Consider the following 20152-nt stretch of genomic DNA (forward strand, 5'->3'; position numbering starts at 1 on the left):
TTCAAGAGCGCGTCAGAAACGTCAACTCCTCCGGCGTCGGATCGCCGAAGATCTTGATGCCAAGCTTGGCGTCAGAGACATAAAGCAGGGCCCGCTTGCCGTCCTCGGAGTAAAGCACGCGGATCCAGCTTGTTTCGCAGGTCCGCGGCTCGCAGGCGCGGAAGAGCTGCATGCGCTTGTCCTTGACCGCGACCTCCTCGGAGGCAAGTGCCACGTAACGCGGCTGGCGCACCAGGGCGCGCACCCAGAAGGGCAGCCCCGGCTGGCCCTTGAGCATCTCCATCAGGCTGTCGCGATGGGCCGGCGAGGTTGCCAGCACGCTCGGCAGGTAGTTGCCGGCAAGCGAGGGGGATGCGGTCTGGGCGTGGAGGGGGGCGGCGCTCACAGCCGCCAGGAGGCCAAGGGCGATGAGGTGGCGTTTCATACTACCTCCCTCTCGCGCAGGGCCTCCGCCGTCTGCAAATCAACGGAGACGAGCTGGCTGACGCCTTGCTCTGCCATGGTGACGCCGAAGAGGCGATTCATGCGAGCCATGGTGATGGGGTTGTGTGTGATGATGACGAAGCGGGTCTCGGTCGAGGCGGCCATTTCGTCCATCAGGTTGCAGTAGCGCTCGACATTGTGGTCGTCGAGCGGCGCGTCGACTTCGTCCAGCACGCAGATCGGCGCAGGGTTCGTCAGGAAGACGGCGAAGATCAGGGCCATGGCTGTCAGCGCCTGCTCGCCGCCCGACAGCAGCGTCATGGTCTGCGGTTTCTTGCCCGGCGGGCGGGCGAGGATTTCGAGGCCGGCTTCGAGCGGGTCGTCGCTTTCGATCAGCTGCAGTTCGGCGGTGCCGCCGTTGAACAGATGGGTGAAGAGGCGTTGGAACTGCGCATTGACGACGTCAAAGGCGGCGATCAGCCGTTCGCGGCCTTCGCGGTTGAGGCTCTGGATGGCACCACGCAGCTTGCGGATCGCATCAATGATATCGTCGCGCTCCTTGATGAGGGCGGCGAGCTTGTCCGACAGTTCCTTCTGCTCTTCCTCGGCGCGCAGGTTGACGGCGCCGAGCCGCTCGCGCTCCATCTTCAGACGGTCGAGATTGCGCTCGACCTCGCGCAGGTCGCCGATCTCAGAGGGATCTTTCAGGCCCGTCAGGCGGAAGGCCTCATGCGGGCTGACATTCAGCGTATCACCGATACGGGTCTCGGCCTCGATGCGCCATTCGCGGGCAGAGACCAGACGCTCTTCGGCGCGGCCGCGCTTTTCTCTGCTTTCAGCGAGTTCAGCCAGGGCGGCTGCCGCCTTCTGGTCGGCCTCGCGCTGGCGGGTTTCTGCCTCGATCAGGCGATCGGCGGCATCGCGGCGGTCCTTCTCGGCCTTGTCGAGGGCGGTCATCAGATTGCGGCGCTTATCCTCAAATTCGTCGGGCGCCATTTCGAGATCAGTGATCTCGTCGCGGGCCTCGGCCTCGCGCTCGCGCAGCGTCGCGATGTGTTCCTCGGCAGACTTGGCGCGGTTCTGCCAGTTCTGCTTTTCCTGGCGGATCGAGAGAATGCGGCGGCGGCGCATTTCATCTTCGCGGGCGAGGCCCTCGAAACGGGCGCGCGCTTCGGCGAGCAGGCCACGATCGCGGGCAACGACGGCCTCAGCTTCCCGCAGGCGGATATCGAGGGCGGAGAGATCAGGCGTCTCCTCCATCTCGATGCGGGCGGTTTCTTCATGCTCGACGATCTCCTCGATCTGGGCCTTCAACCCGTTCACCGCCTCCTCGATCACCTCGCGGCGTCGGATGAGATCACCCGAGGCACGTTCAGCCTGGGCAAGGGCATCGCGGGCTTCGGCCAGGCTTCGGACCGTCAGGCGGCTGCGGTCGCGGGCTTGCGTGAGGCGGGCTTCCTCGGTGCGGATGGCATCGGCGGCTTCAGCGAGACGATCCTCGGCCTCAACCATCTGGTCGCGGGCTTCCTCGGTCTCGATTTCGATTTCGGCAAGGCGGTTCTTCTGCGCGAGACGCAGGGCGGCGGCACTCGGGGCGTCGGCACCGGTGACATGGCCATCCCAGCGATAAACCGCACCATCGCGGGTGACGAGGCGCTGGCCGGGGGCGAGTTTGGGCATCAGGGCAAGCGCTTCGGCTTCCTCGACCACGCCGATCTGGCGGAGTGCCCGGGTAAGCGCTGCGGGTGCGCGGACATGGGTGATCAGGGGCTTCGCGCCAGACGGCAGGCTTGGGTCCCCTGCCCCGTCGCCATTGCCGTGCCAGTGGGCGGGGGCCGTGGGATCGAGCGCGCTGTCGAGATCGTCGCCGAGGGCGGCACCTAGGGCCGTTTCATAACCGCGATCGACGGAGAGTTCGTCGGCGACCGGCGGGAAGTCGCCCGTGGTCGTTGAGGCGAGGATGCGGGCGATGGTGCGGGCTTCGGTCTCCAGCCCGTTGACGCGGGCACGCGCGGCGTCCAGCGGCTGGCGCAGATGGCTTTCGGTGCGGCGGGCTTCGGTCAGCGCTGCTTCCGCCTCCATGGCCGCACTTTCGGCGTCAGCGACGGCCTGTTCGGCGATCTCGACCATTTCGCGCTTTTCGTCCGGATCAGGCAAGGCTGCTATGCGGTCGGAGATGTCGGAGAGTTCACGGGAGGCATCGGAGACCTGACGCTCCAGCCTTGCGCGGCGCTCCGTGAGGTCGCGGATGGCACGTTCCAGCTGGTTGCGGCCGGCAGCGGCTTCGGCGCGTTCGGCGGTCAGGCGGGTGAAGTCGCGTTCGCTATCGGCAAGCGTTGCAGCAGCGGCGTCGAAGGTCTCCTTCGCCTCCTCACCGAAGCGGCCGGCATCGGCGAGGATTTCCTCGAGTTCGGCTTCTTCCTCGGAAAGACGGGAAATGACCTCGGCATTCTCAGAGACGAGGCGTTCCTCACGGCGGATGTCTTCATCGAGCTGGGCAAGGCGGCGGGTCAGCTCATCGCGGCGACGGAGAATCCGGTTGGCTTCTTCGTCGAGTTGGCTGCGGGCGATCTGCAGGCGCTGTAAAGCGGCGGCGGCCTTCGCCTCCTCCTCGCGCAGTTCCGGCATCTTGAGGCTCGCGATGGCCTGGAGCTTGGCCGCCTCCATCTGGTGGTTCGCCTTTTCGGCGACCGTGGACATGGCCTGGTTCAAGGCGCTCTCGGCCTCGCCCTCGGCCTGTTTGGCTTGAGCCCAGCGGATATGCAGGAGCATGGCGTCATGGGCGCGGATGTCGGCGGACAATTGCTTGAAGCGGTTGGCCTGGCGAGCCTGGCGCTTGAGGCTCTCGATCTGGCTTTCCAGCTGGGCGGTGATGTCTTCCAGTCGCTCGAGATTGGTTTCCGCCGCACGCAGCCTGAGTTCCGCCTCGTGGCGGCGGGAATGCAGGCCGGAAATGCCAGCGGCTTCTTCGAGCAATTGCCGCCGCGCCTGGGGTTTGGCCGAAATCAGTTCGCCGATACGACCCTGGCCGACCATGGAAGGCGAGCGAGCCCCCGTCGAGGCATCGGCAAACAAAAGCTGCACATCCTTGGCGCGGGCTTCCTTGCCGTTGATGCGATAGACCGAACCATTGCCGCGCTCGATGCGGCGGGTCACCTGGATCTCATCGGCATCGTTGAAGGCCGCCGGTGCCGTGCGGTCGGAATTGTCGAGATAGAGGCCGACTTCGGCCGAGTTGCGTGCAGGACGATTGCCGGAACCGGAGAAGATCACGTCGTCCATGCCGGAGGCGCGCATGTTCTTGTAGGAATTCTCGCCCATCACCCAGCGGAGCGCTTCGACGAGGTTCGACTTGCCGCAGCCATTCGGTCCTACGATGCCGGTAAGGCCCCGTTCGATGACGAATTCGGAGGGTTCGACGAAGGACTTGAAGCCGACAACGCGGAGGCGGTTGAATTTCATGGCGCCACCCTCCGCCGAAGCAACGCACGAAAAACGGGCGCACGGGTTTCCCCGGCGCCCGTCGTCAGAACGGATCGTCGATCAGAGCATGCTGTCGATGAGGGCCGACATGGAGTCAACCGACATGTCCCCCGAATAGGCCTTGCCATTGATCAGGAAGGTCGGGGTCGACTGGACACCGAATTCCTGGGCGCCGCGGTCGCGGACTGCCGACACATCACCGGCAAGCTGGGCGTTCGTCAAGCAGGCGTCGAAGCTCTCCTGTGTAAAACCGGCAAGCTTGGACATTTGCAGCATGGCATTGCGCACGTCGCCGTCGGCCGGCGCGGCCCAGGCGGACTGCTGCTTGAGAAGCGTGGAGACGAAGGGGAAGTAGCGCTCTTCGGTCGTGCAACGCGCCAGCATGAAGGCCGCCAGCGATGCGGTGTCCTGCGGGAACGGGAATTCGCGCACGACGAAATAGACCTTGCCGGTGTCGACATAACGCGCCTTGATTTCGTCGAAGGTGCGAACGTGGAAGTTTGCACAATGCGAGCAGGTCATCGACATATATTCGATGATCTTGACCGGCGCGTTCGGGTCACCGAGCGCCATTTCCTTCAGCGGGCCGGGCTTCAATGCCTCTTCCATGTCGACGTCGCGATCGGCAGTCGGGATCTCGGCAGAGGTCGTCGAGGCGGTCGTCTCGTTGCTGACGGCGGGTTTGGGCTCGGCACTGGCGGCCTTGTCTTCTGCGTCGCTGCAGGCGGTGAGTGCCAGACCGACGGCGGCAATGGCGATACCGCCGAGGAGGCGGCGCTTGGTGATCGAGAGTTCGGATGTCGACATGGGTCAGTTACCTGCGTTGCAAGGATCTTGGATGGCTTCACCGTTATAACGGCAAAAGGCGCCAAACAAGGCAGGCTCCCACCTGAAAAATCAAAGATCCGTGACCTTTTAACCGTAGCCACGGCAAAATTGCCGAGACCGGCAAGTCATGTGCCTGCCGGTCCGGTGTCACTTTAAGGTGCGTTTTCAGCGAACCGCGGGACGGCTCACCAGCGACTGCACCGTGTAAACGAGGATCGCGATGCCGATGGCCCCCATGGCGGCGACGCCGAGCAGCACGATGATATCGACGGGACCGCCGATGTCGCCAAAGCCGGAGCGGGTGACGGCCTGGACGAACCAGACGGCGCCGATCGCGCCGAGCGGCATGGCAAGCTGGGCCAGCAGGAACTTCTTCCAGGAGACCTGGCGATCGCGGATCAGCACGTAAAGATAGGCGAGCGTGATCACGGCTGCGACCACGACCATGACCCAGAACAGGGTATGGCCGAAGATCTCTTCGAGAACCGCGACGATCATTCCGACAGTCATGTCCTTCATGGCATCCTCCTCAGGCGCGACCGCGCAGCATGGCGTTATAGGTGGGTTTCAAGGCGATCTCCTTCATCAGCCAGGAAATCCAGAGCTCTTCCAGCGGGGCGATCAGTCCGGGGAAGGACGGGACGAGATTGTCCTTGTAGTCGAACTCGACCAGCATCGCCGAGCCGATGCGGGTGATCAGCGGGCAGGACGTATAGCCATCGTAACTTTCCTTGCTCTCGCGCCCCTCGATCTGGGCGACGAGCTGGTCGACGGCGACGGGCACCTGCCATTTGACGCTGGCCGCCGTCTTGCCCTTCGGCACGCCGGCGATGTCGCCGACCGCGAAGACCTCGGGATAACGTGTGTGGCGCAGGGTGTGCTTGTCGACCTCGACCCAGCCTTGGCCCACCCATTTGTCAGCCCAGGGCAGCGGGCTGTTCAAGATGACATCGGGCGCCCGCATCGGCGGGATGACATTGGTGAAGTCGTAGCCGAGTTCCTTGTCGCCTTCCGGTGTGGTGAAGGTGGCGATCTTGCGCACGGGATCAATCTTCTTCATCACGTGTTCGTAGACCGTGTCGATGCCACGCTCCTCATAGAGCATGCGCACTTTTTCGGAGACGATCGGCACCCCGAAAAGCGCCTTGTTGTGGGCAGCATAGACGATCTTGGAGTTGCTGCGGGTACCCTTGCGGGTGAGATAATCCTCGGTGAGGAAGGTGTATTTCAGCGGAGCGCCGGCGCATTTCATCTCGGTGGCCGGGCGCGAGAAAAGTGCAAGGCCGCCCTTGTCGGTGAAGCGGTCCATCTCCGCCCAGGTCTTCTCGGCGTAATCAGGGCCTGCATAGACGGAACCGATGCCGTCCTTGCCGATCAGGTCGAGCGACATGCCTTCGATCGCCGCGTAGTCGAGCTTGAGACCGGTCGCGACGAAGAGGAAATCGTATTCGATCGCCTTGCCGCTCTCCGTCACCACCTTCTTGCCGTCGGGATCGACTTCGGCCGCACCTTCCTCGATCCATTCGACGCCGGCAGGCAGCCAGTCGGCCGTGCCGGACACGGAATAGGACGCGGGCTTGAGGCCTGCGGCGATCAGCGTGAAGCCCGGCTGGTACCAATGCTGCTTGCGCGGATCGAGAATGGTGATCCTGGCGCCGTCGAGTCGGTTGGACAACTGGTTGGCAAGCGCCGTTCCGGCCGCACCCGCACCAAGGATCAGAATTCGGGCATTGGTCTTGACGGGTTGTGCCGTCGCGCTGTGCAAAGGTGCCGCGGCCAGTGCCGCTCCACCGGCCGCCAGACCGAAAAATTGTCGTCTGCTGGTTTTCATTGCTTCCTCCCCCGGGGTGCAGCAAGTGCCCCCTTGCCTGTTCTGGATAACGCCTCGCCGAGACAGCATCGCCTACGGCTGAGGTCCTCATCATCTATCGCCGTCATATATATTATTTCGTATCTTCAATGCAACGTAGTTATTGAGATCTCGCACTAGACTGTCGTCGGGGATTTCCGTGCCGACGCATTGCCGCCAGATCGTGAGACAGCTAACAATTCATCGCTTCTGGCCGATGAACCATGCAAAGACCCAAACTTGGCCGGTCCAGTCGCGTTTGAGTTATTCTAACAAGACCTTAACGTGCCCTAGAGATTTCCGCTCGATCACAGTCAGAGTTCCTTTTCCCATGACGTTGCCGAAGAGCCGGGAGACTTTCTCTCTCGCTGCCCATAATCTGAGCCTCGCACTTGCCACCTTTTGCGTGGCGTTGTCTGTGGGCGGAGCCCTGGCGCAGCAATCCCAAAACGTCGCGCCGCGGACGGGCAGCGCATCGATCGACGAGGTCGAGGCCAAGCGAGAAGCCTTGTTCGGCCGGATGATGGCAGCACCCGACGATCTCGACACCGCTTTCGAATATGCAGCGCTGTCCTCCGAGGCCGGCGATCTGGAAGGGGCGATCTCGACGCTCGAACGTATGCTGATCTACGCGCCCGGCCTGCCACGGCTGCAGCTTGAACTCGGCGTTCTGTACTACCGTCTCGGGGCTTACGAGACCGCTCGGCAGTATTTCGACGCGGCGAAGTCCGCAGGCGACATGCCGCCGGAGGTCTCCGCCAAGGTCGACCAGTATCTTTCGGCCATCGACCAGCGCGGCGCCCCCTCGCAATTCTCCGGCATGATCAGGACCGGCATCCGCTATCAGAGCAATGCCAATGCGGGCCCGGGCAATTCGACGGTGACGCTGAATGGCCTCTCCTACACACTGGACGGCTTGAGCGTCGCCGGCGAGGACTTCAACGGCTTCGTCAATGGCGGGCTGCGTTATCGCCATGACACCGATATCCAGGGACTATCGCTGGAGGCAGGCCTTTCCGGCTATGCCGCCGGCTACCGCGACCGCAACACACTGAACACGGCTGCGGTCGAGGCCTATGCCGGCCCGGTCTTCGATCTTGGACGTTTCGGGCTCGACGACCGGACGCTCTCCGTCCTCCTGACCACCAGCGGCGTTCTGATCGAGGGTGACCGGTACATGGCATCCGCGGGGGTCTCGACGACGATCGACTGGCAGGTGACACCGGTCGACAGTCTCTCTGGCAGCCTGCAATACCGCTATGAGGATTTTTCCAACACCAAGTCCCGCCGGACCGCAAACCTGCAGAGCGGCCATCGTTTCGACGGCCAGTTTTCCTGGTCGCACAATCTCACCGAAGACTTCAGCCTGACGGGGCGCATTCTTGCGACCCGGCGCGACGCGGAGGTGGGTTACCTGTCCTCGAGCGAACTGGGCGGGGCGATCTCCGGCACCTATCGCTATGCCGCCCTCATCGGCGACGGGCCGGCCTGGGTCACCGGGGTAGAAGCGGCGGTCGCGGGACGCGGCTATGACGATCCCGACAGCATGATCAATTCGGCGACGCGTCAGCGAGACACCGACTTCAGCCTCAACCTGCGCCAGATCGTGCCGTTCAGCGAGCGCGTGGCGCTCGTCGCAGAGGCCGGCTACCGCAAGGTCTGGTCGAACTATGACATCAAGAGCTTCGACAACATCTCGCTGTCGATCGGCATCCAGTCCGCGTTCTAGGAGCATCACGATGAAGCCAAACACCCGTCATGCCCTGCTGGCCGCATCCGCGGCACTCTTCGTTGTCGTGGCGTTTCCCGTCAGCGCAGAGACCGATGTCGCTGGCGTCACCGCGGCGGTCAATCCCGATGCAAGCACCATCGACCGCGCTGGCAAGACGCGCCTGATCTCGCTCGGCGACCCCGTGATCCGCAATCACCGCATCGAGACGAGTGGTGCCGGCCTTGTGCAGATCCTTCTGGCCGACGGCACCTCGTTCACGGTCGGTCCGAACTCGTCCGTGGTGATCGACAGCTTCGTCTATGATCCGGAGAAGAACACGGCTGCGCTGGCGGCGACCATGAGCAAGGGGGCGCTGCGCTTCATCGGCGGCAAGGCATCGAAGGCGAGCGGCAACGTAACGATCAAGACGCCGATCGGCACGGCCGGCATTCGCGGCGCGGTGGTCGATATTAACCTTAGCGGCCAGACGCCCGACGGCCAGCCCCTGCCACCGCACATGACGCTGGTCTATGGCAAGGAAGTGCAGCTCACCGGCAATGGCGCGCCGCAGCGGCTGTTCAAACAGGGCTTCTCCATCGTTGCCGGCGACGGACAGCCGCGCGTCCAGCGCACCCCGCCGCAATGGGTGAGCGGGCTGCAGCAGGTGCTCGCCGGCCGGCCTGGCCAGAGCGGTGGCGCGAGCAATGCGCCGACGGAGCAGACAGTGGCCAGCAGCCCGGTTGCCGAGAGCAATTCCGCCCAGTTGCCTTCGGATAACGCCATCCCCGTGCCGACACCGCGCCCGATCGTGACGACACCGGTCGAAGAGGTGGCGAGTGCGTCGCAGCGGGATGTGGGGACGAGGCCGCAGGTGCCGGGCAGCGATGGAAACAATAGCGGCGGTGCCGACACAGAGATTGCCGTTTCCGGGCTCTCGCCCAAGGAAGTGGCTGGAGGCGGTGGCTCCAGTGGGCTAAGGCTGACTGCATCGCGCGGGACACTCACCCGAAACGCCGATGGGACGCTAAGCGGAGCCGATGGCGACAGTAACCGCTTCACCCTGCCGGCGTTGAGCTCAACCAGCGTGCTGACGGAGCGAAGCGTGTCCGCCTCGGTCAACGGGACACCCGTGACCGGTACGGCCTATACCGGAAGCGGAGGTTTCTTCACCTATATGCTGACGGCCGGCAACGACGATCCCAAGGCCTTCTACGTCATCGGCGGCACGCCTGCCGATGCACGGGTAACACTCTCGACCGGGGAAATCCTGTCCTATGTGCTGGAACCGGATCTGCTTGCTGCGCTGACGAATGGCAGCGGCACAACGATCCCGTTCACCGGCAGTTTCGACGCGGGCAGCGACGCAGCCGTGGTGAGCAATCTTCTCATAAGCGGAGTGTCGGATACCAGTGACGGCGTCATAGGACGTGCGCTACAGGCATCGCTCGTCATCAGCGGCACTGGAGCCGGCCAGCAGAGTGCCATCAATGTCTTTAGCGGTAGCGTCGAGTCCTTGTCCGGCGGGGGATATGGCCTCGTTGCTTCGACAGCGGGATCGATCCGCACCGATGCAATCGAGCTCGCCGAGAACAGCCAGGGTCAGGCCGGGAGTATTGGCTCGACCGCCGGGAAGGATCACTTCCTCGGTTCAAACGGCGAGTATCTGGTGATCGGGTCGGGATCGATCGGCGCAACAGAATTCGGCGATCCTGCTCCCGCTTTTCAGGGCTACGAGCAGGTACATGTTGCGAGCCGTGACGACACGGCAACTGTTTCAGGCAGTCGCACATTCAGCGGGAATGTTGACGGCTTCTCCTCCGCCGTGATCCGGCAGTGGGGCAGCAACAATCTGACGCGCGGCAGCTTCAGCCTCAACTTCGACAATGCTGCGGGCACATTCACCGGGGGCATCAGCACGGGCGGCGGCAGCTACTTCGCCGAATTCTACGGAGAAGCCGACCGATCCTATTTGTCCGACCAAGTGATTGCCGGAACCAATTCAAAGGACGGCGCCTATATGGTGTCGTCTGCCGTGGTGCCGGCGAAGATCTTCAACAACAGTACCAGCTCCACAATCTGCAATGCCTGTGAATTCATGACCTGGGGCTGGTGGGGTCGCAATGTCTATGGCGAAGTCAACTACACGGTTCATCTCGGCAACTGGATCATAGGCAAGCAGCCGGAAAACAGCGCTCTGCCCACCTCGGGTACCGCGACCTACAACGGCAATGCCGTGGGCACGGTGATCAATGGCAGCGCCCAATACATCGCTACGGGCACGATGACCTCGACAATGGATTTCAACGCGCGTTCTGGGACCGTTTCTGTCTCCAACTACGACAGCAAGAACTTCAGCGCCGGGGTGAACTTCGCCAGCAATGCGCCGACTTTCAGTGGGAACATCACGAGCGGCGTCGCCTCCGGCAGCGTCACAGGCGCTTTCGCCGCCAATGGCACCGATCCCGTCAAGGGGATCATGGGCAATTTCTCGGCGACTGACGGCAGCTGGGAGTCGACCGGGATCTTCGCAGGCAGCACGACAGGCGTCGTTCCGTGACCAAGGCAGCCGGAGGCCTGCGCCCCGAACAGAGACAAGGGCGGCCGACATCACGCCGCCTGTCTTCCTCGCAGCGCCGCAAGTTCGGCGTCGTGCTGGTCGGTCTTGCCGCGCTCATGATGGTCATTCTCGGCCATGCAGCTTTCTCCTCCCAGGCCTTTCGGCTCACGGCGCTGGTCTTCGACACCTATCAGGTGATGAAACCGCGTGACGCGACTGATCCACCGGTTGCGGTCATCGACATCGACGAAGTGTCGATCGGCAAGCTCGGACAATGGCCCTGGTCGCGCGGCACTGTGGCCGAGATGGTGACCAAGGCAAGCGGTCTTGGCGCGGCAGCCATCGGCTTCGACATCGTGTTTTCCGAGCCGGACCGGACGGCACCGGCGCGGCTCGTCGAGGCGATGCGGCGCCAGGGGATCGCCATCGACATCGGCGCCGACCTGCCGGACCCGGACGCCCAGCTGGCCAACTCGGTCGCCTTAAATGCCGTGGCGCTCGGGATCGCGCTCAGCAACGAGACCAACGCGCCGGCACCGGAGCCGAAGGCGGGGTTCTCGTTTCTGGGACCCGATCCGCGGGCGCGGCTCACACCCTATTCAGGCGCCTTGTCCAACCTCTCCGCGTTGACCGAACGCGCGACCGCGATGGGCTATTTCTCCTTCCCGCCGACGCCTGACAACATCATCCGCACCTTTCCACTCGTCTCCATGAGCGGCGACCGGCTCTACCCGGCCCTTTCGATCGAGGCGCTGAGGATCGCACAACAGGAGGGCTCCTTCATCCTGCGCTCCGCAGGCGCGGAAGACGGCTCGGCCTTCACCGACTTGAGGGTCGGTGCGCTCGATGTGCCGCTATCGGCCGACGGCGAGATCTGGATCTACTATTCCGGCCTTCCGAACATGCCGGTGATTTCAGCCGCCGATCTCTTCGATCCGGAGAAGGCCGAAACATTGGCAGGGCTGATCCAGGGACGCATCATGCTGGTCGGCACAAGTGCGGTGGGTCTGCGAGATATCGTGGCGACCCCGGTCGACCCCGCCATGCCGGGCGTCAAGGTGCATGCCGAAATCATCGACCAGATCGCCAGCGGGGTTTTCCTGCAGCGGCCCGACTGGATGATCGGGGCAGAACGGGCGGCAGCTGTTATCGTCGGCCTGATCCTGCTGACGGTCCTTGCAACAGCCGCGCCGGCCGTTTCGGTGGTGACGGGCCTGCTGCTGGCCGGACTTGTCGCCAGCGGATCCTGGCTTGCCTTTTCCCGGGCGTTCACGCTTTTCGATCCGTTGCTACCACTTTTCGCCCTCGGCGCGATGTTGCTGACAGCGTTGCCGCTGCTCCTGATGCTCACCCATCGGGAGAAACGCTTCGTACGTGAAAGCTTCGGACGCTATCTGTCGCCGACCCTGGTCGAACGCCTCTCCGAAAACCCGGAGGGGCTGACGCTGGGCGGTGAAGACCGCGAGCTCACGATTCTCTTTTCCGACATCAGAGGCTTTACCGGCCTCTCCGAAAAATTGACGCCGACCGAGCTCACCGGGCTGCTCAACAACTTCCTGACGCCCATGACCGACGTGCTTTTGGAGCGCGAGGCGACGATCGACAAATATATCGGCGATGCGATCATGGCCTTCTGGAACGCGCCGCTCGACATTGCGGAGCATCCGCAGAAGGCGTGTCTGGCGGCGCTCGACATGGTCTCAGCCCTCGACAGGCTCAACCGCGAGAGCGGCATGAACCTCAAGATCGGCATCGGTCTCAACTCCGGCATGGCCTGTGTCGGCAATCTCGGCTCCGACCAACGCTTCAGCTATTCCTGCCTCGGCGACAGCGTCAATCTTGCGTCGCGCGTCGAGGGCATGACCAAGCTTTACGAGGTCTCGATCCTGGTGACGGAGGATGTCAGAGCGCGGACGAAAGGGCTGGTCTTCGCCGAAGTCGACCGGGTGCGTGTCGTGGGGCGGCAGGCGCCGGTGACGCTGCATGCCTTGATCGGCAGTGCGGATGAAGCGGCGTCGGAACAGACGGACCTGCTGGCCGCCCATGTCGCCTTCATCCGCGCCTGGCAAACGGGCGATTTTTCGGCTGCACGCGAGTTGCTGAAAGACCTGCTTGTCCTGCCGCCAAACCGGCTGTCCGGCACCCATGCGCTCTACCGGGAAAGGCTGTCAGAACTCCCCGATACAGCTCCCGAAGACTGGGATGGCGTGTTTACCGCCAGCCGCAAGTAAAGGTCCTTACTCGTGCAGCGACTGCACCACGCGGTTGGCAATGGTGAGCCGCTCGGCGAGCGTGGTTGCGCAGAGGCGGTGGACGAGGAGTGCGAGCTCAGGGTCTGCCTGTTCGAGATAGAGCAGCTGGCGCCGGGCCAGGCGATAGACGGTCGAGGGCACCTCCGCCACGACATCGGCCGTGCGCGCGCCACCGCGATAGATGGCGATCTCGCCGAGCACGACGCCGGGCTTGACGGTTCTCAAACGCAGGCGCTTGCCGTTGGCGAGCACGGCCTCGACCTTGGCGCGGCCGGTCCAGAGCAGGAAGAGATCCTCTCCCGGTTCCCCCGCCCGGATGAAGCGGTCGCCTGGCTGGAGGCGGATTTCCTCCATCGAGGCGACCAGGTCCTTCAGCCGTGCGCTCGGACCAATGGTCTGGGCGAAATAATCCTCGATATCCTGCCAGGTCTCTTCGCGGGCCATGTCTTGCAGTAGATTTTGCTCGCAATATTCAATGGCATGATCAAGATCGGGCTCGAGACGGAGGGCTGGGCCAAGTGGCTCGCCGAGACCATTGCGGCGGAGCGTAGCCTGGCTCTCGGATGACAGACCACTGAGGAGCAATTCAGCGCCAGCTTCTGCCAAGAGGTTGCGGATCTTGACTAAAGCAGCGGCTGCCGCAGCGTCCATGCCGCTGACGCGGCGGAAGTCGACGATTGCATTGCGCAGCGTGGGACGATGCTGGTCCTGCAAACGCCGGCGCACAGCCGCGACCACCTGTTCCGCCGTCCCGAAGAACAGATACTCCTGGAGCTCCAGCACCTGGACCTGATCACCAACCGCTTCCAGATGGGTTGTCTCGACGGGCGGGCGATCCGTGCTGCTGCGGCGAGCATGCAGGGACGTGTCGCTGCGGATGACCGACAATCGCGCATAGTTGTAGACGAAGGACAGGATGGCGAGCGCAAGGCCTATCATCATGCCGGTCAGGAAGCCGAAGACCAGCATGCAGAAGGGAATGGTGAGAATAACCAGCCATTCGTTGCGCGGAAGTTGGCGGCGCGCTCCCCAGAGCCATTCCTCCGCCATGTCATAGCCCAGTGTGATCATAAGGCCGGCAGCCACGAAGGTAGGCATGGCACCGGCGAGTTGTCCGGCAAAGGGCAGCATCAAGACCAGTACCAGCGTGGTTGCTAAGCCTGGAAGGCGGCTTACACCGCCCATGCGGGTCGCAAGCAGTGTCATGCTCATGCTGCTGAACCCCGGCGCACCGCCGAAGCCGCCAACCAAGAGATTGGCGAGCCCGGTGGTGCGCAATTCGCTATCGGCGTCGATCTCGCGTCGCGTGGCGACCTCCTGGCCACTCGTGTTCAGAAGAAGCCCGACCATACTGAGAAGCACGACGGAAGCGATGGCGGGCGCTGCGTGAATAACGGCAGACCAATCGGCATGCGTGAAGATGGCGATGGGCGACGGCAGTTCGAGGCCGGCCTCAGCCGGCAGGGCGGGCAGCCAGTGGAAGCTCCGCGCTGTTTCAGCGTCCACGCCGAGGCCGATTAGCATCAGGTAAAAGAGGACTGCAGCCGCCAGCATGATGCCGGGGGCGACCAGCGGGCTCGAAGATCGGCGAAGCGCAAAGTTTAAAATGAAAGCGAAGATCAGGGCAATGTGCAGATTTGCGATCGCCTGACGGCCATCCACCGTCGTGAACAAGTCGATGACCGGATACCCCGCGACAAGCATGTTTACGGCCCCCTGGATCATCAGGCATCCGGACCCCGCCAGGAACCCGGCAATGACCGAGAAGGGCATGAAACGGACGAGCTTGCCGAAGCCGAATGCGCCCGACAGCACGAAGACGAGACCGGTTGCGACCGCACTGGCGCCGAGGACGGCGAAGGCGGTCATGATGCGCACATCTTCCGGCGCATCCATCAACGAGGGAGAGGCCAGTGCGGCTGCAATCGCGGCAGCCAGAATAGCGACATTCGGCTTGCGCACCTGGCCAATGCTCGTCGGGTAACGACTGCCGAGCGCGATGACGAGCGTGAGCAGGACGCTGGACATCAGGATTGCGCCGACGCCCATGCCGAAGCCGGCGGAGACGGAGCCGGTGAAGATGAGGGCGGCAAAGGCGATACTTGTACCGAGGCCATCGATGCCGGCAATCACCGCGAACAGCAGCGGCGCAATGAGACCGGTGAGCCTCGCCATGTGAGGCCGCATGGATCTCTCCGGCGCAGTCTCGGCCGGCAGTCTGTCCGGCTTTTGCGGAAACGATGCGTCCTGTAGCGTCACGAGCGTCTACGTCCTTACTCGTGCAAAGACTGCACCACGCGGTTGGCAATGGTGAGCCGCTCGGCGAGCGTGGTTGCGCAGAGGCGGTGGACGAGAAGCGCCAGCTCGGGGTCTGCCTGTTCAAGATAACGCAGCTGGCGCCGGGCCAGGCGATAGACGGTCGAGGGCACTTCGGCCACGACGTCGGCCGTGCGTGGTCCACCGCGATAGATGGCAATCTCGCCGAGCACGACGCCGGGCTTGACGGTTCTCAAACGCAGGCGCTTGCCGTTGGCGAGCACGGCCTCGACCTTGGCGCGGCCGGTCCAGAGCAGGAAGAGATCCTCTCCCGGTTCCCCCGCCCGGATGAAGCGGTCGCCCGGCTGCAGGCGGATTTCCTCCATCGAGGCGACCAGGTCCTTCAGCCGCGCGCTCGGACCAATGGTCTGGGCGAAATAGTCCTCGATATCCTGCCAGGTGTCTTCGCGACTGATAGCGGCGATCAGCCGTTCCTCGCAGCGCTCCAGGGCATGGTCGAGGTCACGCTCCCGGCCGACGGAAGGGTCGGAGACGAAATCGATGCCGTTTCTGGCCAGGGCTTGCTCGATCTCGGGCGACAGGCTGCTGAAGACGAGCTCGACTTCACTTCCGGCCAGCAGGTTGCGGATCTTGACGAAGGTGGCGGCAGCGGCCGCATCCATGCCGCTGACGCGGCGGAAATCGATGACCACGAAGCGCAGCGACAGGCGGCTGCGATCCTGCTGGCGGCGGCGGATCGCCTCGATGATCTGTTCCGCCGTGCCGAAAAACAGGAATTCCTGCAGTTCCAGCACCTGGACCTGCTCGCCTTCCAATTCGATCAGGCTGTTTTCTGCCGGCGGGCGGTCGATGCTGCTCTTGCGTTCACGCAGCGAGGCATTGACGCGGATCACCGAAAGGCGGGCATAGTTGTAGACGAAGCTGGCGATAGACAGCGCAAGTCCAAGCGCCATGCCGCCCATGAAGCCGAAGGCGGCCATGCCGAGGGGAATGGCGAGGACGACCAGCCACTCCATGCGCGGCAGTTGGGTGCGCGTGCGCCACAGCCAGTCCTGGATCAGCTCGACGCCGAGTGCGATCATCAGGCCGGCGGCCACAAAAGTCGGCATGGCGCCGGCCAGTTCGCCGGCAAAGGGCAGCATCAGCGCCAGCATCAGGGCAGTCGCGATACCGACGGAACGGGCCTTCGCCCCCATGCGGTTTGCGAGCAGTGTCATCGACAGGCCGGTGAAGCCGGGCGCACCGCCGAAGCCGCCGGCAACGATATTGGCAATGCCGGTCGTGCGCAGTTCGGCATCGGCGTCGATCTCCTGGCGGGTGGCAACTTCGAGACCGCTGGTGTTGAGAAGCAGCCCGACCATGCCGAGCAGCGCGACGGAAATGATCGCCGGCATGGCCTGCAGGACAACAGACCAATTGGCAGTGGAAACGATTTCAAGCGGTTGCGGGAGGGCAAAGCCCGGCCCTGAGGGCATGGCAGGCAGCCATTGCATTGCCCTCGCCTGCTCGCTGTCGACCCCGATCACCGCCAGCATCGCGTAGAACAGGGCGCCCCCACCGATAAGCACCAGCGGCATGGTCAGTGGGCTCGTCGAGCGCCTGATGGCAAAGACCATGACGATGGCGAAGACGACGGCGACATAGAGATTGGCGACCGCCTGCTGCCCCTCGGGGCGGACGAGAAGATCGACGAGGTTGCGGTTGCCGATGATCATCATCACCGCGCCCTGGATGAGCAGCCAGCCGGAACCGGCGAGGAAACCAGCGACGACCGGATAGGGCATGAAGCGCACGAGCCGGCCGAAGCGGCCAAAGCCGAAAAGCCAGAAGACCACACCGGTGACCACGGCACTCGATCCGAGAATGGCAAAGGCGGTGGCGACCTTGACCTCCTCGGGGGCCAGTTCGAGCTGCAGGGTCGCAGTTGCAATCGCGGTCGCAAGGATGGCGATGCTCGCCTCCTGCACCTGTCCGATGCTTGAGGGATAGCGGCTGCGCAGCGCAATCCACAGCGCCATGACGATGCTGGACATGAGGATGACGCCGACGCCCATGGAGAAGCCGGCAGCCAGCGGCCCGGCAAAGATCAGCGCGGCGAAGGCGATGCTGGTGCCGAGGCCATCGATGCCGGCGATCAGTGCAAACAGCACGGGAGCGACATAGCGCCTCGCCGCGCTCGGAACAGGATAACGCCATGCACGCTGCCGTGGGACGACATCGACCGCGGTCTTGCGATCCGGGGCGGGCGCTGGATTGTGGATGTTCACGGCTTTTCCTGCTGTTGAAAAGGCATTCGCCGCCAGGGACGACATGCCGGCTCACCGACTGGTAGACGGCGCTGGCGTGGCGGGCAACGCGACCATGCGGATCGGCCCAAACTTGGCCGGATCAGCTGCAGGAAAGGCGGAGATCGACGGGGAAAACCCGCAGGTTTAACGGGTCGGGGCCAGAGGGGAGAGCCGGTGGCTATTTGCGTTTCGCCTGCAAGACGGCGGTGCCCAGACGCTCGACGGCGCGGCGCAGGTTCTCGTTTTCAATGCCGTCCATCATCGCTTCGAGCCGGCGGGCTTTCTCACCTTCCAGCTTGCGGATACGGGGTCTCGTAATCGCCACCGAAACAGGTTTCTGGACGATGCGGACCTGGCCGATCGCGGGATAGCCGAAGAAGCCGTTGATGCGGGCGATCAGCTCGCCCTGGGCATGGGAGAGAAAGAGCGCACGCGCGCCTTCGCAGGCAACCGTCAGCACGCCTGGACGATGGCCGCCATCCTCAGGCAGATCGGAGCGGCGTGGCCAGGCGATCTTTTCGGGCCGGGTACAATCGGCAAAACCTTCGCCAACGATGTCTTCCCAGGAGCCGAGCAGCGCCGTGTTGATGCCCGCACGCCTTGCCAGCACCGGGTCGACGATGCCGTTGGCAATCTCGGAAATCTGGTTTGCGCCCTTGAATGTGGCCATGGCCTCTGGGGATCCTTCACATCGGCCCTTGAACGGGCGACTGCTTTGGTCAGATATAGGCCATCCTCCCCTCTCTTCGCAAATGACCGGCGTGACACTCCCCAGCAAAGCATCGACAAGACCGACGGCTCCCATGCTTCTCGCCTGGTATGACCGGCATCACCGCGAGCTTCCCTGGCGCATCTCGCCCGCTGCGGCGAAGCGCGGTGTGAGACCCGATCCCTATCACATCTGGATGTCGGAGGTGATGCTGCAGCAGACGACGGTTGCCGCGGTGAAGGCCTATTTTGCCAAGTTCATTGCGAGATGGCCGACGGTCAGGGATCTGGCAGAAGCGCCCACCGAGGATGTGATGGCGGCCTGGGCGGGGCTCGGCTACTACGCCCGCGCCCGCAACCTGAAGAAATGCGCGGAGGCCGTCGCCTTCGAGCATGGCGGCGTGTTTCCGGATACCGAAGAGGGTTTGCGGGCCTTGCCCGGCATCGGCGACTATACCTCGGCTGCGGTTGCGGCAATCGCCTTCAACCGGCCATCCGCTGTCATGGATGGCAATGTCGAGCGGGTGATCTCACGGCTTTTTGCCATCGAGGCGCCGCTTCCGGGATCGAAGCCGCAGATGAAGGCGAAGGTCGCGGAACTCACGCCGACCGACCGGCCCGGGGACTTTGCCCAGGCGATGATGGATCTCGGCGCCACGATCTGCACTCCGAAGCGGCCGGCCTGCGCGCTCTGTCCGTTCAACGGTGCCTGTCTGGCGCTCGCCACCGACGAGCCGGAGCGTTTTCCGGTGAAGGCGGCAAAGAAGGCGAAACCGGTGCGGCTCGGGGCGGCCTTCATCGCTGTTGATCGCGATGGCAACATCCTGCTGCGCAAGCGGGTGGAAAGCGGGCTGCTCGGGGGGATGACGGAGGTGCCGACGACCGAGTGGACCTCGCGGCAGGACGGGGAAACGGGGACGGGGGCAGCCCCCTTCCCGGCCGAGTGGCGGGCGGCGGGCGCGATCGCCCATGTCTTCACCCATTTCGAGCTTCGGCTCTCGATCTACCGCGTCGGGCCGATCGATCGCCCCTCTGTCAATCACGGTTTCTGGGTGCCCGTCACCGAACTTGATGGGCAAGCACTGCCGACTGTCATGAAGAAGGCAATTGCGGCCGCTATTCCAACCGCCTTTCCAACTCCTAAGGGCTAAGACATGACCGAAATCCGCCATATCGTCTTCGACATCGGCAAGGTGCTGATCCATTACGATCCGAACCTGCCTTTCTCGCGGATCATCCCGGACCCAGCAGAACGGGCGGATTTCTTCGCCCGGGTCTGTACCCATGACTGGAACATCGAGCAGGATCGCGGCCGCAACTGGGCCGACGCCGAGGCGCTGCTGATATCAGAGTTTCCCGAGAAGGAAGCGCATATCCGCGCCTTCCGGAAGCACTGGGCCGAGATGGTGCCGCATGCCTATGACGATAGCGTTTCCATCATGACGGGGCTGATCGATTCGGGCCGGGACGTGACCATGCTCACCAATTTCGCCGCCGACACATTTGCCGAAGCGCGTAAGATGTATCCCTTCCTGAACCTGCCACGCGGCGTCACGGTTTCGGGCGAAGTGGGGCTGATCAAGCCTGATGTGGCGATCTATGAGCGGCATGCTGTTGATTTCGGCCTGTCACCAGAGCATTCCGTCTTCATCGACGACAGTCTGGCGAATGTCGAAGGCGCGCGGGCTGCCGGCTGGCAGGCGGTGCATTTTACCGGAGCGGAAAAGCTGAAGGCGGATCTGCAGGGGCTGGGCGTCTCCGCCTGATTTTCCGGGT

The 20152-nt window shown here is 63.6% G+C and carries 13 protein-coding genes; 5 read left to right on the plus strand and 8 right to left on the minus strand.

Annotation, left to right across the window (positions count from 1 at the left end; translation table 11 throughout):
• Window position 1: 1 nt before the first annotated feature.
• The 5 genes from SJY08_RS12500 to SJY08_RS12520 all read right to left on the minus strand — a co-directional run bounded on the left by SJY08_RS12500 (window position 2) and on the right by SJY08_RS12520 (window position 6565).
• A complete protein-coding gene (locus tag SJY08_RS12500) occupies window positions 2-424 on the minus strand; it encodes an Ivy family c-type lysozyme inhibitor (protein WP_054149178.1) in 423 nt (140 codons plus the stop codon).
• The gene (locus SJY08_RS12505) at window positions 421-3885 is read right to left on the minus strand and encodes a chromosome segregation SMC family protein (RefSeq protein WP_377275982.1); all 3465 of its coding nucleotides are present in this window, start codon (window positions 3883-3885) and stop codon (window positions 421-423) included. The genes SJY08_RS12500 and SJY08_RS12505 overlap by 4 nt, the downstream gene beginning before the upstream one ends.
• A gap of 81 nt (window positions 3886-3966) precedes the next feature.
• Entirely contained in the window at window positions 3967-4713 is a 747-nt protein-coding gene (locus SJY08_RS12510; RefSeq protein WP_054149180.1) for a DsbA family protein, read from the minus strand.
• A 186-nt stretch (window positions 4714-4899) separates the two neighbouring features.
• A complete protein-coding gene (locus SJY08_RS12515) occupies window positions 4900-5253 on the minus strand; it encodes a DUF5368 domain-containing protein (protein ID WP_377275983.1) in 354 nt (117 codons plus the stop codon).
• Window positions 5254-5263: 10 nt separating this feature from the next.
• Complete coding sequence (locus SJY08_RS12520) at window positions 5264-6565, minus strand: FAD/NAD(P)-binding oxidoreductase (protein WP_377275984.1); 1302 nt, start codon at window positions 6563-6565, stop codon at window positions 5264-5266.
• A 349-nt stretch (window positions 6566-6914) separates the two neighbouring features.
• Between SJY08_RS12520 and SJY08_RS12525 the strand changes: the two genes are divergently transcribed.
• The 3 genes from SJY08_RS12525 to SJY08_RS12535 are packed head-to-tail and all read left to right on the plus strand — an operon-like array spanning window position 6915 to window position 13082.
• Window positions 6915-8312, plus strand: coding sequence for a tetratricopeptide repeat protein (locus tag SJY08_RS12525; protein WP_377275986.1), 1398 nt, complete (start codon window positions 6915-6917; stop codon window positions 8310-8312).
• 10 nt (window positions 8313-8322) lie between these two features.
• Window positions 8323-10851 carry a FecR domain-containing protein gene (locus SJY08_RS12530; RefSeq protein ID WP_377275988.1) on the plus strand — a complete coding sequence of 843 codons (2529 nt, stop codon included), beginning with the start codon at window positions 8323-8325 and terminating at the stop codon, window positions 10849-10851.
• Window positions 10848-13082, plus strand: a complete 2235-nt coding sequence (locus tag SJY08_RS12535; protein WP_377275990.1) for a CHASE2 domain-containing protein — start codon at window positions 10848-10850, stop codon at window positions 13080-13082. The genes SJY08_RS12530 and SJY08_RS12535 overlap by 4 nt, the downstream gene beginning before the upstream one ends.
• Window positions 13083-13088: 6 nt before the next feature.
• Here the strand turns inward: SJY08_RS12535 and SJY08_RS12540 are convergent, their stop codons facing one another.
• From SJY08_RS12540 to SJY08_RS12550, 3 genes are all read right to left on the minus strand, one after another.
• Entirely contained in the window at window positions 13089-15290 is a 2202-nt protein-coding gene (locus SJY08_RS12540; protein ID WP_377275992.1) for a SulP family inorganic anion transporter, read from the minus strand.
• A gap of 86 nt (window positions 15291-15376) precedes the next feature.
• Window positions 15377-17647 (minus strand): SulP family inorganic anion transporter, encoded by a 2271-nt coding sequence (locus tag SJY08_RS12545; protein ID WP_377275994.1) that lies wholly within the window; start codon window positions 17645-17647, stop codon window positions 15377-15379.
• A gap of 199 nt (window positions 17648-17846) precedes the next feature.
• Window positions 17847-18338: a DUF721 domain-containing protein gene (locus SJY08_RS12550; RefSeq protein WP_054149188.1), complete on the minus strand. Its 492-nt coding sequence runs from the start codon at window positions 18336-18338 to the stop codon at window positions 17847-17849.
• A gap of 82 nt (window positions 18339-18420) precedes the next feature.
• Here SJY08_RS12550 and mutY point away from each other — a divergent pair, with 82 nt between their 5' ends.
• Together mutY and SJY08_RS12560 are read left to right on the plus strand one after the other, a co-directional pair.
• Window positions 18421-19527 (plus strand): A/G-specific adenine glycosylase, encoded by a 1107-nt coding sequence (gene mutY, locus SJY08_RS12555; RefSeq protein WP_377275996.1) that lies wholly within the window; start codon window positions 18421-18423, stop codon window positions 19525-19527.
• Between the two features lie 3 nt (window positions 19528-19530).
• Window positions 19531-20142 (plus strand): HAD family hydrolase, encoded by a 612-nt coding sequence (locus SJY08_RS12560; protein ID WP_377275998.1) that lies wholly within the window; start codon window positions 19531-19533, stop codon window positions 20140-20142.
• Window positions 20143-20152 lie beyond the last annotated feature (10 nt).

Origin of the sequence: Rhizobium sp. R86522, assembly GCF_042466255.1 — a bacterium.
Lineage (GTDB): Bacteria > Pseudomonadota > Alphaproteobacteria > Rhizobiales > Rhizobiaceae > Allorhizobium.

Bases quoted from the DNA above. Each gene is read 5' to 3' on its own strand.
- SJY08_RS12520 (WP_377275984.1), bottom strand. From the start codon at position 6,565: ATGAAAACCAGCAGACGACAATTTTTCGGTCTGGCGGCCGGTGGAGCG.
- SJY08_RS12510 (WP_054149180.1), bottom strand. From the start codon at position 4,713: ATGTCGACATCCGAACTCTCGATCACCAAGCGCCGCCTCCTCGGCGGT.
- SJY08_RS12500 (WP_054149178.1), bottom strand. From the start codon at position 424: ATGAAACGCCACCTCATCGCCCTTGGCCTCCTGGCGGCTGTGAGCGCC.
- mutY (WP_377275996.1), top strand. From the start codon at position 18,421: ATGACCGGCGTGACACTCCCCAGCAAAGCATCGACAAGACCGACGGCT.
- SJY08_RS12525 (WP_377275986.1), top strand. From the start codon at position 6,915: ATGACGTTGCCGAAGAGCCGGGAGACTTTCTCTCTCGCTGCCCATAAT.
- SJY08_RS12550 (WP_054149188.1), bottom strand. From the start codon at position 18,338: ATGGCCACATTCAAGGGCGCAAACCAGATTTCCGAGATTGCCAACGGC.
- SJY08_RS12530 (WP_377275988.1), top strand. From the start codon at position 8,323: ATGAAGCCAAACACCCGTCATGCCCTGCTGGCCGCATCCGCGGCACTC.
- SJY08_RS12505 (WP_377275982.1), bottom strand. From the start codon at position 3,885: ATGAAATTCAACCGCCTCCGCGTTGTCGGCTTCAAGTCCTTCGTCGAA.
- SJY08_RS12540 (WP_377275992.1), bottom strand. From the start codon at position 15,290: ATGCGGCCTCACATGGCGAGGCTCACCGGTCTCATTGCGCCGCTGCTG.
- SJY08_RS12560 (WP_377275998.1), top strand. From the start codon at position 19,531: ATGACCGAAATCCGCCATATCGTCTTCGACATCGGCAAGGTGCTGATC.
- SJY08_RS12515 (WP_377275983.1), bottom strand. From the start codon at position 5,253: ATGAAGGACATGACTGTCGGAATGATCGTCGCGGTTCTCGAAGAGATC.